Raw genomic sequence first — 12,823 nt, forward strand, 5'->3', positions numbered from 1 at the left:
GCGCGTCGGTCGCCTGGTTACAGCCGATGCCGACGATCACCGCAATCATCAAGGTTCCCACGGCGAGGATGAATCGCCTCATGACCGGCTCCCTCGAACGTCTCATGGACCAGGGGTGATGTCGACGGATCACCGGCCTGATCGGCTCCCGATGATAATGCCCTGGCGAGGTGGCCTTCTACCTTGCCACGGGAATGCAGGGCGGCCCCCTGACACCAGATTCGCCCGGTGATGGGCATATGATCCTGAAGGGAACATGGGGTGGTTTTTCCACCGAGGCTGCTGGTCCTGACGGGCTATCCGCCTTGGAACTCGCAGTCTCGCTCGTCTCGCCCTGGCCAGAAGTCTCGATGATCCCGCGGTGTACGGCAAGCGAAGCGGCCTGAGCCCTCGAACGGGGATTCGGTCCATCGTCGGACAACGAAAAACGCCGCCCAGACCGGGAAGGTCGGGGCGGCGTTGCGAGATTTACGCTGAGGTTGGCTCAGTTGGCTCAGCTTGCGTCGAACTTCGATCAGTTGGAAGAAACCGATCGGCGACGACGGGCGGCCCGAACGGCCAGCGGCAGGGCGAAGATGCCCAGACCGGCCATGGCCAGGGTGGCCGGCTCGGGGATCGCGGAGAAGTCGCCCGAGAGGCGGTCGGCCGAGAAGTTCTGGAACGCACCGTTGTTGACGGCCAGGTTGGTGAACCCGCCGATGATGCTGAAGACCAGCTCATCGTTGAACGTCGGGACGAAAATGTCCGAGGTGAAGTCGACCGAGCCGGTATCGAAGGCGGCACGGCCCGTGCCCACCTGGCTCAGCGTGGCCGAGTCGAAGGTGCCGCTCAGCAGGTTCTCGCCGCCCGATCCGATGATGGAGAACGATCCGAAGAAACCGCTCTGACCATTCGCCGTGGCCGCCGTGCTGGACTCGGCCGACAGCGTGAAGGAGGCACCCGTGTAGTTCGTCGGGCCCATCGGGTCGATCATGAAGATCGGGTTGTTGATGGTGAAGTTGACCTCGGTCGAGGCCGTGAGGGTGGCCGGCAGCGGATTGGCACCCGCGGATCGCGAGTAATCAATCGCGCTGGTGCCAGCGGACTGCGAGAAGCCCGCGAACCCAATCGTGGCGGCACCCTGTCCCATGGCGCTGGAGGCGAACGAGGCCACCAGCGTGAGCGCGGCCAGGAAAGTAAATCGTTGCGTCATAGTCGTGATGACCTCGAAAGAAAGGGAAACACCCTGGTGTCACATCGGTAACCACCGCTCGATTCCCACTTTGGGTATCGTTCCCGCAGTGATTCCGTCGCTCGACTACGATCTTGTCGAGTGATTGCGAAAAGATCAACGGTGCGACCGAAACCATGCCCCGCCGTTCCGGCATCGGCCCGGAGCGGCAGAACCCATTCCAGTTTTTTATTTCCGAAATTCGCCATAAAACATGGTTTCAATGCGGAATGCCCATGACTTTGTTGAGTTTTTGACGTAGACTTCGTGAATCCGGGAAACCACATTTCCCCGATTCGCGAGGCATCGTGTTGCCTTTCTGCAACACACCTGCATTCGTGTCCTATGGTCAGTGAGGGGCCAGGATTGACCCCATGATTCGAGCATGAGGAGTCGGATCCATGACCACGGGTGAGATTCAAGGCGGTGAAGGCGACGTCCAGTGCGGCAGGGACCCGCTGCGCCGGGTGATCATGACGGTTCTTGCCATTTACCTGGCACCGGTCGCGGTCGTCGTGCTGATCATTGGTGGCCTGGGGATGCTCTGCTGTGCGGTCGCGAGCCTGTTCGAGCACGAGGTGATGGCGCAACGGGGCGCGTTGCGTCGAGACAGGACGGCGCGGATCCTCTCTGTCCCCCACCTGCATGGTGTGGTCAGGAGTCGCTCGCATGGTCCCTAAATCCGCCCCGATGTCACGCATAAAGCTCACTGTCTTCGGATTCGAATCACTCGCTCACGCGAGGATTAGAATGATCGATCCACTCGTCGATCCGGTGGTTGAGTTCCGCGATCAAGGCCGCCACGAACTCCTCGCTCGCGCTCTGGGAGGCTTCTTGCTCCCGGAGGCTGGTGGTCCGGTCGACCTGGACCTTGAACATCGCCGGCCGATGCTGGAACTTGCGACGCGTCTCCTTGGCGTCCGGATCCCAGCGACCGTCGTGCCAGAACGAATAATGCGATTCGATCAATTCTTCCCGTTCCGCGTTGGGACGGCTGAACGTCATCGCCCGGAAGGGGACGATTGTTGACCCTCCAGGGTCATCGGGACTCGCTGCTTGAGCAGACTCGACCGGCACATTGACGCGGCGGGCATTGCCGCTCAGCTGGAATCCCTGAGAGGGGAAACAGACGTCCGGCGCGTGGGGAAAGACCTGGGTGGCCGGCCCGAACGCGACCAGCACCTTGAGCGTGACGCCCGTGTGGGTATTGGCATAGAACCGGTACATATAATCCGAACACCCGGCGATTTGCTGGGTCTCGGCTTCCAGTTCTTCCTCCTGAATCATCTCCCAATGGCCTCCCAGCACGGTGGGGAGGCTTCGCAGAGGAAACGGAGATTGCTTCACGCTGAGCGAGGCATCGGCGAACAGTTGTTCCTGTCGCAGACGCACCACGCCCGAGGCGGCCACCAGCGCACAACCCACGATCATCCAGATCCAGGGAGACGACCCCAGGGGGCGACGCGCAACCGGAGCGGACTGGTCAAGCTGAGGCTGATCAGGCACGAAACATCTCCTCCCAGGGCCACGCCGGGCCCCTGCAACACTAAAAGCACGCGTCGCATCGCGAGAAACCGGGGATCATCTGAGCCTGCCTGGATGCGTTAGCAGGCACCACGAGCAGACAGAACCGCCGGGATCGTCATGACCAAGATTTTCAGATCCGCCGAGAGGGACCAGTTCTCGACATAATCGAGATCCTGGTGAACCATCCCCGCGGTTCCATCACTCCGGCCGCCGATCTGCCAGGGGCCGGTGATTCCAGGCATCACACTCAAACGACGATTGAAGGCTTCAGGGTCGAGGGCCTCGAGCCGATACGAATCGCGGAGCTGCAACGGCCGGGGACCGACCAGGCTCATTTCACCTCGAAGCACATTGATCAGTTGCGGCAGCTCGTCGAGGCTCGATCGCCTCAGGAAACGGCCGAGCGGGGTCACCCTCGGATCGCGCCGGATCTTGAACAGCACGCCGCCGGTGGCCTCGTTATGGGATTCGAGGTCGCTCAGTCGACGCTCGGCATCGGCAACCATGGTGCGGAACTTGAGCACGTAAAAGGGTTCACCACCGCGGCCGAGACGGAGCTGACGAAAGAAGACCGGTCCGGGAGAGCTGAGCCGCACCGCCACGGCAATGGTCACCATGAGCGGAGCCAGCAACACCAACCCGAGCGCCGAGGCCGCAAGATCAATGGCCCGCTTGAATCGCGAGGCGATCGTCGTTGGGGCAACGGCGAGCGAAGGACCTGGCAATGCCTGTTTCGCAGACTCCCTCTCCACCATCCGGGCGATCTGCTCGGACAAGAGAATGGATTGGGGCGCCGTAGTGCTCATTGGGCGGTATCTCCAGGGTGGGTGCTCAGGAGTGAGATTCAGCGGTGGGGTTCTCGTGACTGCGGACTGAAGGGGGCTTCAGTGACAGTCAGAAGAACGCTTCTTGAAGCCAGGAAGAGAGGTGGTCGGCTGGAAGATCGCTGCGTGCTAACAACTTGTGTTGATAATCATGCGATCAGAAAATGCCTGAAGCGAAGCGTTCCGAGGATTGTCGTGTCGGCAGCATAGCAACGCGTTCAGGCATCGTCAACTAGCAGCGAAGCATCCCCTCTTCCATTGTCGCTTCAAGACAACATGCAGAAGCGTTGTGAAGAAACGATGAGCTGCCGCGGCGTGTTCTCGCCGCCGCCGAGGGCCCAAAATTCCCGTCCCAACGCCCAGCACTCGCCATGCCATGACTCGCTCGACGACCTGGAACTCTCCCCTCACTCCTCAGCCGGCACAGACGATCCGAGCCCTAAACGTCCGTGTCGAGGCGACGCTTCACGCAGCGGCCTCCCATCTGATAGAGGCAATCCCGGCGTTCGTGACACAGGTTCTCGTCTTTTTGGCCATCCCAATGTCCCTCGACGTCAGGCCGGCACCATCGAAGTGCCCCGGCCGAGGGCGTTCCATTCTTCCGGCTTGCCCGCCTCAATCGCACCATTGCTCATTCTTTGCACATCGAGGCAACTTGCCGTAATCCGCTCGCGGCGAATGGCCCATCGCAACCGTCCCGCCTCATCACCTGGCCCCGGTCCGATCGCGAGCCCTCCGCTCTACACAAGTCCATGCAACGATTCGCCGCCGCCGATGCGACCATAATATTGATTATCGGACCCGGAGGCCGAGCCCCTGAACACGAGTCAGGCCAACCCTTTGCGCCGATGTCAGGGTCGCCTGTCCGTCGCGTCGCCACCAGGACGGGATCAAGCGTCCCCCCCGAATTCTGCCCGGCTGTCGGCCGCCCTCGCATGCGTCCCGAAGTGCTCTGAAAGGACGACGCATCCGGACTGACCCGTGCCGGTTCCCGGCGGACCGGTCGGCCCGATTGGATCAGTTGCAACCATCGCCTCGTCGGCCACCGTTGATCAGCCGTGATCGCGCCTGGAGTCGGGATTCTGGACCTTTTAATCTCCGAGCTGAATCCCCCCTGCCCTGGCGATTTCCAATCCGAGCAGTTGTTATCCACGCTGTCCGCCTCGGCGAACGGACTCCTGCCCGAAGGTCTCTCGGATGCGAACCGGGAGGAGCCCCCCCCTGCCCCTCCCCGATGGGCGCCGCATCGCGTCGCGCCAACCGTCGCGTCCTGCTTCCGATTCGAGGCACAACCTCAAGGGATTCCAGGCCGCTTGGAGCCATTCGAACCTTGAGTCCCTGGTGCCACACCGCCTTGATCTGCTGATCACGCATGAACCAAGTTTTTGCAAACCCCTTGATCCCTTGGTCGTTGGCGACCAAGGCGTTTTGACCACACTGGCATCCCGTGAACCAGGCTTCCCGAGTTTCCATGTCCTCGATGCGCATGGCGAAGCATGCTGCTCAAGGAACCAAGGAGCCAAGGCCCTCGCAAGACCCAGCTGCCTTGTTACCGGGGAACCTCGGCGTCATTGGTACGCGTCGAGCCAAGGCTTCAGGGCTAAACCTTCACCTCGGCTCCTGGAGGACCAAGGTTCCAAGCTGCCCAATTCTCCTTGAGCAGCAAGCCACCAGGAGACCAAGTTGCCCTGGCGTGCCAGGTGGCTTCTATCCGTAGCATTCAAGGGGCGTCGGTACCATCAGGGCCTTGGTAACTTGGCAAATGGGTTTCAACAGGCCCCAGGGGCCAGGTCGGCCTTGATCACTTGATCTCCCAGGGACCTTTCGATTCATGACGACGTGATGACCAAGACGGCTTCAGCATCAGGGTGAACCGATGAACCTGGTCCCCTGGTCAGGGGATGGCCAAGGTCTCGACGCGACCTCCAGGGCCAAGGAACCGATCTGCCGCGACTGCCATGGTGACTCACGGACCAAGGTCCCTCGAAGACCCTCGAGACCAAGGTATCCAGGTCAAGTCGGTGACCAAGGCACCGAGTTTGATCGTGACCTTGATTCCCGGGAACATTGGAGTCGATCCCGATTGCGAACCGATACGCACAGGGACGATGGTTCCCACGAACCCAAATGCCTTGAACGTTCGGTTGCTTGATGCACAAGGTCCCAGGGAACCCCGGCATCAGGCGAACCAGTTGCCAATCCAACGTCGTAACTCATTGTTTTCATTGAGAGTTGCGACCAACCCTTGCTCGATTTCGGCCGGCGAGGTCTGCCGATCGAGACGACGGGCAGGGGAGCACCGATCGGGGAGGAACGGCCGATGCGGAGCGTCGCCGTGACCAATGCGAAGGGGGGGGTCGGCAAGAGCACGACCGCCATCAACCTGGCGGCCAGCCTGGCTGACCTGGGGCGGCGAGTCCTCTTGATCGACGCCGACCCGTCGGGCAACGCATCGCTCGGACTCTTCCCGTCGGGATTGCCGTCGGGAGGGCTGGCCGATCTCCTGCTCGACGACGCCGAGATGGCCGACGTGCTCCTGCCCAGCGGTGTCGAGGGGCTCGACCTGATCCCTCCCGGGGATCGCCTCGGCTCCTGCTCCGATCAGATGGGGGGCAGCCAGGGGCTCGGCCAGGGCAGGGAGTTCCGGGTCCGTCGCGTCCTGCGTCGGATCTGCGATCACGATGTCGTGATCCTCGATACCAGCCCCGTGCAAACGCCGCTCAACGTGGCCATCCTCTACGCCGTCGGCGAGGTCGTGATCCCGATCGACCCGTGCATCGCCGCCCTGGCCGGGGTCAAGACGCTCGAGACCTTGATCCGGGAGGTCGGCTCGCTGCGGCAGGAATTCACCGACGCAGGCCCTTTAGTGCTGACCGGGGTCCTGATCACCCGGGTCGATCGAACCCTGGTCGCCCGCCAGATTGAAGCCGAAGTGCGCGACTACTTCGGCGACCTGGCCTTCGAACGGTCGGTGCCGACCTCGGTCCGATTCCGGGAAGCCTATGCCCGGGGCGTCCCCCTGGTCCGCTACGACCCTTACGGGGCCGGGAGCCGCGCCTATCAGGCCGCGGCCGAGGCGTTCCTGGTCCGGGGGGGCGAGCCGGTCGACCCGGCTCGCAGCCACCCCGACGGGGACGCGTCGCTCGAAGCACCCTCCGAGGACGATGCAACGATCGAGGAGCAGGGCGGCGCCCCCGGCGCCGCCGCGTGAGAGCCGTCGACCTGACGCGACGGCCGGCCACCGGGCGAGGGTGACTGGCCGTCGCGGCGACGGTTGAATCAACGCACCAGGCCAGATCCGATCGGATCAAAACACAACAGACGCCGAGCCGGGCCAGGCGCTCGACACAAGACAAGATCACACAAAAAGGGCAGGGGGGGCGACTCGAATGAGTGCAACCAGACGCGGGGGAATTCCGGGCCCCGAGAGCCGAACCGGACTGGTCCGGCCCGCGATGACCGAGGCCGAATTCGAGCGCCGGATGGCCGCCGCCGAGGCCTCGGCCTCCCCCCGACCCTCGTCGTCCCCCGCAAGCGATGGCGACGACCGACGACCGGCCGATCCCGAACCGACCTCCGATGCCGAATCGGCCCCGAAGTCCTCAGGATCGTCATCCTCGGGCGGTTCCTCGCGGTCCAGGGGCCGGGGCAGGGGGGCGGCCAAGCTCCGACGCGTTCAGCGCATGTTCGCCATCGAGGAAGAGCTGGACAAGAAGCTCTGGCTCTACGCGATCCACGTCGGCAAGGATCGCTCCGAGGTCGTCAACGACCTGCTCCGCCCGCTCGTCGGATCGATGGTCCTGTATGACTCTCGCGATCGCCGGTCCAGCCGACAGGGAGACGGCGACTCGGACAATTGACCACACGCTCCTTCCCGACGAAGTCGCCCCCCATGGAGAGATTCGTCATCGGGCCGCGGGGCCTTTCTGCCCTGTCGGGTGTGGTCAGGGCCAGGAGGCTTCCGGTAAGCTTCTCTGCCGATCCGAGTTCTTCTCGGTGACGACGACACGTCCCGAACTCGGTCCCGATCGCACCAATTCCCCTCGGATTGACCCCGCATGCTCGACCCCCAGGCCCCGCCGGCCACGGCGCCGACCCCTCGATCCGATCGCCTGCTCTCGATCGACGCGCTCCGGGGCCTCGACATGCTTTGCATCGTCGGCGGCGACCGCCTCGTCCTGGCCTGGGCAGCCTGGTCGGGATCGGCCACGGCCTCGAACGTCGCCCGACAGTTCGAGCATGTCGACTGGGAAGGGTTTCGCTTCTACGACCTGATCTTTCCTCTCTTCCTGTTTCTCGTCGGGGCCGTCTTGCCATTCTCATTGAGCAAGGCCGCCGAGCAGGGCAAGGGGGCGGTCTCCCGTCGGATCGGCCGCCGGGTGCTCCTGCTCTTCGCGCTTGGCTTGCTCTGCAACGGTGTGTTGCAGTTTGACTGGGAGGGCCTGCGCGTCACGGGGGTCTTGCAGCGGATCGCCATCTGCTACGGGATCGCCGCGGTGATCGTGATGAACACGTCCCCGCGTACTCAGGTGCTCGCCGGAGCGGCCATCCTGCTCGGCTACTGGGCCTTATTGGCCGGAGTCGCCCCACCGGGGGGGACGGCAGGCGACTTCACCAAGGAGGGCAACCTTGCCGGGTGGGTCGATCGCCACTACCTGCCGGGGAAGATCCTCGAGCCGTATTACGGGTTCGGCGACAACGAGGGGTTGCTCTCGACGATCCCGGCCGTGGCGACGGCCTTGATGGGCGCCCTGAGCGGAGCCTGGCTGCGGTCGGGGCGCCACTCCCCCCGGCAGAAAGCCCTCGGCCTGCTCCTGGCCGGCATCCTGGGCGTGGGCGTCGGGACGCTCTGGGGGACGACGTTTCCCATCATCAAAAACCTATGGACAAGCTCGTTCGTGCTCGTCGCCGGCGGCTGGAGCCTGATCTTACTCGCCCTCTTCTACACGCTGATTGACGTCCTGCGGTGGCGGCGATGGGCCTTTGTCCTGGTCGTGGTCGGCGTCAACGCCATCACTATCTATGTCGTCCCTCGGTTTCTGGACTTCGATCGGATCGCTCGGTTCTTCCTGGGAGGGGTTTACACCCTCTCGGACCGCCTCATCCCCGGCGATTTCCTTCCCGTCGCCGCGGCGGCGGGAACGCTGCTCGCCCAGTGGCTCTTCCTGTTCTATCTCTACAAGCGACGCCTCTTCCTGCGCGTCTGAACCGGATTGACCGCCCGCGATAACGCCAGATCAGGCGTCATCGTCCGCAAACAAGGACGGCTGTCCCGGAGGGTTGTGCCCCTTGATCCGGGCGTCCAGCGCCTCCAGGCAGAATCGTTCCAACGCATTCCGAGAGCGGCGAAGCCCCGGATGAGCCGCCTTGACCTGGGCCTTGAGGGCGTCTCGATCGGCTGCCGGGAGGGCGTCCCAGCGGGCCCTCAATTCCGCAATCCGGGCCACCTCGGCCGCTTCTTCCGCCCGAAGCCGCTCACTGGCCTTCAGTTCCTCCTCTCGACGCCGCCGTTCCTCCTCGGCAACAGACGCCTCGGCCCTGGCAAGCTGTTCGGCGTCGTCGGGGGGGACATAGCCTTCGGGGGCCTGGTAATCCTCTCGGATTGAGGCGACGAGATACCCCGCCGGGTTCTTGGCCAGGCGTTTATCGTCCCGAGCCACCATCCAGTCAAAGAAAGCAACTTTCGCGCGGATCAATTCCGGGGGATGTCGCTCGACGAGTTCGACGGCAATCCGTGCAGTCACTCCTCGGCCCGTGAGCAGGGTGACCAGCTCCGCACGCTCCTCGGCGGTTGGCTCGATCGGGGACCGACCCCGCGGCCCTCGGAGGAACACGATTTGCCAGGCCCCGCGAGTCTTGCGGAGGTAACGATCCTCCTCCGCCATCGGCTCGAGGAACCCTTGCTGCTCCAGCTCGGCAATGGCAGGACGCAGGCGACGCTTCAGCTCGGTCGGCTTGTACGATCGGCTCAGGCCGATGTGCTCGCACGAGAACACGCGCAAATCAAACTCGATTCTGTCACATCGGTAAAATCGTTTGTCAAGGAATCTGAACATCCGCTTTGTTGTCGGCAATCTCAATTTCAAATAGAATTCGAGATCGATTTGTTTGAGATTCCCGCTCTGAAAGCTGCGGAAAATGACCTCGTTCCACTTGAAACTCGAGAGCGGCGGGGGGGCGTTCCCTCGCTTGCCCCGTCTCCGGGACCCCGTCCCTTGCGCCGCCGCCCCGCCCCGAGGAGGCCGACGACGCTCACTGGCGTAGAGCGAGACGTTGTCCAAGACGTGGAAGTTTTCATCAACCCAGCTCTTTTCCGCGTTATCCCACCATGCATTTTCATATGACAGGACAATCCCGACCCATCGGTGTAACGCCTCCTCGATCCTCCGATAGCTCTGCCCCGTCTGCGGCCAGCCCAGCAGCTCGATCAATTCGTAGCGGGAAAAACTCACTTTCGGCTCGGTGAAATTATTCCAACGCTTGGTCAACTGGATCAGGCCGACGAGGATTTCATCGTCCATCGACGTCGGCAATCCATGCTTGGCCGTCCCCATGATGGTCAGCCGGCGAACGATCGGCGGGCCGTCGCGCCGATCGAGGCGATCCTCGAACACCAGCGTGGTCTGGCCATCGGGGACCCGGTCTGCGAGCGAGGCGATCGGGAATTCGGCCAGGTTCAGCTCGTCCTTGAAGGCGGGCTCGGCGGTCGCCTCATCGGCGAAATCCGAGTCGTCCGGGTCGTCGAAAAGGGAGGCTTCGCGATCGGGCGTCGTCACGGCGGCGGTCCTGTTCCAGGGGCGTCCCGGGAGCCGAGGTCCGGAACGGGTTCTCTCCGTCCCCGTGGGGAAAATATGCAACAACAACGGGCAAACCTCCAGCAATTGCCCGCCCTTCGCGCGTGCGCACGTACGCGAGCGCGCGCGTTGTTGTTGTTCTTAAAACAAAAGTCTTAAAAACAAAAGTCTAGGGAATCGCAAGTCTTTTCCACAAAAGGGTTTGCGGAACCAAAGTATGCTCGGTTAATCGTTAGGTGCACTCGAAAGGGTGTCCGGTTAATCGTTAGGTGCACCCGAAAGTATGCTCGGTTAATCGGTAAAGGCGCCCAGAATCTTTAGAGGCCCGGCCCGAAGGCGCCCAGAATCTTTTCTGGCCATTTGTCCGGTACGGGCGGTGAATCGTGAGTGCACGCTGGAAACGGCCAGGACTTCCGGCCATCGCCCGAAGGGTGTCCGGTTAATCGGGAGAAACGTGTGTTCAGCAGGGGGCGATCGCGGGAAGTCGGCCGGGCCCTGCTGGGACGCCACCGGGTTGCCCCAAGGGTGTCCGGTTTATCGTGAGTACGGGCGTCCATCGCCCATTGAGGGAATCAAGTGCCGAGGGTGTCCGGTCCATCGGTAAAGGCCGGCGCCGCCTCATCCGGCGATCGCGGCCCGGGGATGGGCGCCGGACGAGGGGCAAAGGGTGTCCGGTTAATCGGTACAAGACGTGCGGATCGCGGGAAGGGGCGGACAGGCCGCCAGGGTGTCCGGTTAATCGGTAGTCCGGAGCGGTTCGGGGCGGGTTTCGGGCCTGATTCGACCAAATCGCGGCAACGATCGGCGCGACAACTAGCGCCAAACGCTCCAGGATGCCGCCAGGGGCGATGCCGGGGCGTGTGTCGACAATCTTACCGCCCCGAACTTTCGGGCCGTCCTGGAGCGTCCTGGGGCGTCGTACTTCGAAGGGCTCAGAGGCCGTCTCGGGCCCGCAAGGGGGTCCCGAGCCGGGAGAGCAGGTCACGCCAGCCCGATCGCGATTCCTGCTCGACCTTCTCTTCCAGCTCGCCGAGGCGATCGATCAGCCAGGAGGTTGCCCGTTCTGACGGGGGGGCCAGCGCGGGGCGGGGGATGTCCAGGGGGGGAGGGGAAGGGGGGGGCAGGGCCGTCGATCGATCCGGAGCAGGGGGGAGCAGCGGAGCGGGATCGAGTCGTTCCCGGAGCTCAGCCCGCAGTTCAGCCACCTCATGCTGAAGGCGGTCGAGTCGATCCAGGTGGCGATCGAACAGGGCGGACTGTTCCTGATAGAGCTGCCGGACGGCGGCGACCAGGGCATGTTGAAACTGGTCGTTGGTCCGGATCAGGACATCCTGACCGTCCCGGACCGCCTGCAGGGCTCGCGTCACGTCCTCGTGTCCCAGCTCTCTGGGAGGTGTCGAGGGCGCGGGCAAATCGTCCGGCGGTCCGTTGCCGGCCGCATCACCCTGGATTGCCGGCAGGGTGGCGAGCCCCGCGTGATCCCCCGGATGGAGTTCCACCAGAAACCGACGCGGGCCCAGCCCCAGATGGTCCCCATGCTGCAAGGCGGCGACCAGGGGAGCCGGCTCGCCTCGAATCGTCAAACCGGAACCGGCGAGGTTGACGAGGAAGCTCCCCGGGGCGGACCTCACGAGGACGGCATGCACCCGGGCAACGGATGTCCCTTCAACCCGGAGGGCACAGGCGCGGCTTCGCCCCAGGAACGACAGCTCCGAAAGCATCGAGGCCGCCTGATCGAGGTGATCCTCGGGCCTGAGCACCAGCGGGGGAAGATGCTTGCCTCCGGCCAGCGGATCAAGCTCGGGCAAGCCCTCCGGGCCCGAGGCGGGTTCGAGGAGCTCGACGCGATGCCCGGCCAGTTCCAGGCCCCGACCAGGCCGAAGCCAGGCGGCCCGGGAACCGGGCGACGCATCGTCGAACCGCGTCCCCGTGCGGGACACCAGATCGACCGCAAACACCCCGTGGGCATTCCGGTGGAGGTAGACATGCCGGAGGCTCGCCTCACGGCTCGAAACCGGGATGTCAGCCGTCGCGGCCCGTCCGATCAGAGCGAAAGGCCGGTTGACGATCGCAATGGTTCGCTGGCCGTTCGGGCTGATCAACCGAAGGCGGAGCCCCCCCCCAATCCAGAGCGGCGGCAGCGGCGCCGGGCCCTGGGAGCCATTCGGATCAGGATGGCGATCAGGTCGCGTGATGAGGGGCCTCCCCCGCTCCGGATCAAAATGGTGAAGAGGGGCTCGCAGGGGCCGATGCCTGCCCGACGCATTACGGTTAAGCAATCATTATACCGGGTGAGATGATGTTAGGTGACGCTCATGGAACGCTGTCAAGTTCAAGCCGCGATTGCCAAAATGGCATGCATGGTCGTGGTGTCCGGGTTTGCAGTCACGCCTTTGGTGCCATTGTGGCAGTTGTGGCCGATCGGTTCGATCTTCGCGTTGGATGTAATTCCTTTTGTCGAAATGGAT

9 protein-coding genes are annotated in these 12,823 nt (G+C 63.5%); 4 read left to right on the forward strand and 5 right to left on the reverse strand.

The window, feature by feature from the left end; genetic code table 11:
* Window positions 1-514: 514 nt before the first annotated feature.
* The gene (locus AB1L88_RS25585; RefSeq protein WP_367099552.1) at window positions 515-1,192 is read right to left on the reverse strand and encodes a PEP-CTERM sorting domain-containing protein; all 678 of its coding nucleotides are present in this window, start codon (window positions 1,190-1,192) and stop codon (window positions 515-517) included.
* A 419-nt stretch (window positions 1,193-1,611) separates the two neighbouring features.
* On the opposite strand from AB1L88_RS25585, the gene AB1L88_RS25590 reads away from it, so the two are divergent.
* On the forward strand, window positions 1,612-1,890 hold the full coding sequence (locus tag AB1L88_RS25590; RefSeq protein WP_367099553.1) for a hypothetical protein: 279 nt from the start codon (window positions 1,612-1,614) through the stop codon (window positions 1,888-1,890).
* Between the two features lie 46 nt (window positions 1,891-1,936).
* On the opposite strand, the gene AB1L88_RS25595 is transcribed toward AB1L88_RS25590, so the two are convergent.
* Together AB1L88_RS25595 and AB1L88_RS25600 are read right to left on the reverse strand one after the other, a co-directional pair.
* Window positions 1,937-2,716 (reverse strand): exosortase-associated EpsI family protein, encoded by a 780-nt coding sequence (locus AB1L88_RS25595; RefSeq protein ID WP_367099554.1) that lies wholly within the window; start codon window positions 2,714-2,716, stop codon window positions 1,937-1,939.
* Between the two features lie 98 nt (window positions 2,717-2,814).
* Window positions 2,815-3,513, reverse strand: coding sequence for a sugar transferase (locus AB1L88_RS25600; RefSeq protein ID WP_367099555.1), 699 nt, complete (start codon window positions 3,511-3,513; stop codon window positions 2,815-2,817).
* Between the two features lie 2,368 nt (window positions 3,514-5,881).
* Here AB1L88_RS25600 and AB1L88_RS25605 point away from each other — a divergent pair.
* The 3 genes from AB1L88_RS25605 to AB1L88_RS25615 all read left to right on the forward strand — a co-directional run bounded on the left by AB1L88_RS25605 (window position 5,882) and on the right by AB1L88_RS25615 (window position 8,768).
* The gene (locus AB1L88_RS25605) at window positions 5,882-6,772 is read left to right on the forward strand and encodes a ParA family protein (RefSeq protein ID WP_367099556.1); all 891 of its coding nucleotides are present in this window, start codon (window positions 5,882-5,884) and stop codon (window positions 6,770-6,772) included.
* A gap of 472 nt (window positions 6,773-7,244) precedes the next feature.
* A complete protein-coding gene (locus tag AB1L88_RS25610) occupies window positions 7,245-7,421 on the forward strand; it encodes a hypothetical protein (RefSeq protein WP_367099557.1) in 177 nt (58 codons plus the stop codon).
* Window positions 7,422-7,619: 198 nt separating this feature from the next.
* The gene (locus AB1L88_RS25615; RefSeq protein WP_367099558.1) at window positions 7,620-8,768 is read left to right on the forward strand and encodes a DUF5009 domain-containing protein; all 1,149 of its coding nucleotides are present in this window, start codon (window positions 7,620-7,622) and stop codon (window positions 8,766-8,768) included.
* Window positions 8,769-8,798: 30 nt separating this feature from the next.
* Here AB1L88_RS25615 and AB1L88_RS25620 read toward each other — a convergent pair whose 3' ends face one another.
* Both AB1L88_RS25620 and AB1L88_RS25625 read right to left on the reverse strand, forming a co-directional pair.
* Window positions 8,799-10,337 carry a replication initiator protein A gene (locus AB1L88_RS25620; RefSeq protein WP_367099559.1) on the reverse strand — a complete coding sequence of 513 codons (1,539 nt, stop codon included), beginning with the start codon at window positions 10,335-10,337 and terminating at the stop codon, window positions 8,799-8,801.
* A 950-nt stretch (window positions 10,338-11,287) separates the two neighbouring features.
* Window positions 11,288-12,634: an FHA domain-containing protein gene (locus tag AB1L88_RS25625; RefSeq protein ID WP_367099560.1), complete on the reverse strand. Its 1,347-nt coding sequence runs from the start codon at window positions 12,632-12,634 to the stop codon at window positions 11,288-11,290.
* Window positions 12,635-12,823 lie beyond the last annotated feature (189 nt).

Origin of the sequence: Tautonia sp. JC769 (assembly GCF_040717455.1) — a bacterium.
Classification (GTDB): Bacteria; Planctomycetota; Planctomycetia; order Isosphaerales; family Isosphaeraceae; genus Tautonia.

Excerpts from the sequence above, each read along its gene's own strand:
- AB1L88_RS25610 (WP_367099557.1), top strand. The coding sequence starts at position 7,245 with ATGTTCGCCATCGAGGAAGAGCTGGACAAGAAGCTCTGGCTCTACGCG.
- AB1L88_RS25590 (WP_367099553.1), top strand. The coding sequence starts at position 1,612 with ATGACCACGGGTGAGATTCAAGGCGGTGAAGGCGACGTCCAGTGCGGC.
- AB1L88_RS25605 (WP_367099556.1), top strand. The coding sequence starts at position 5,882 with ATGCGGAGCGTCGCCGTGACCAATGCGAAGGGGGGGGTCGGCAAGAGC.
- AB1L88_RS25585 (WP_367099552.1), bottom strand. The coding sequence starts at position 1,192 with ATGACGCAACGATTTACTTTCCTGGCCGCGCTCACGCTGGTGGCCTCG.
- AB1L88_RS25615 (WP_367099558.1), top strand. The coding sequence starts at position 7,620 with ATGCTCGACCCCCAGGCCCCGCCGGCCACGGCGCCGACCCCTCGATCC.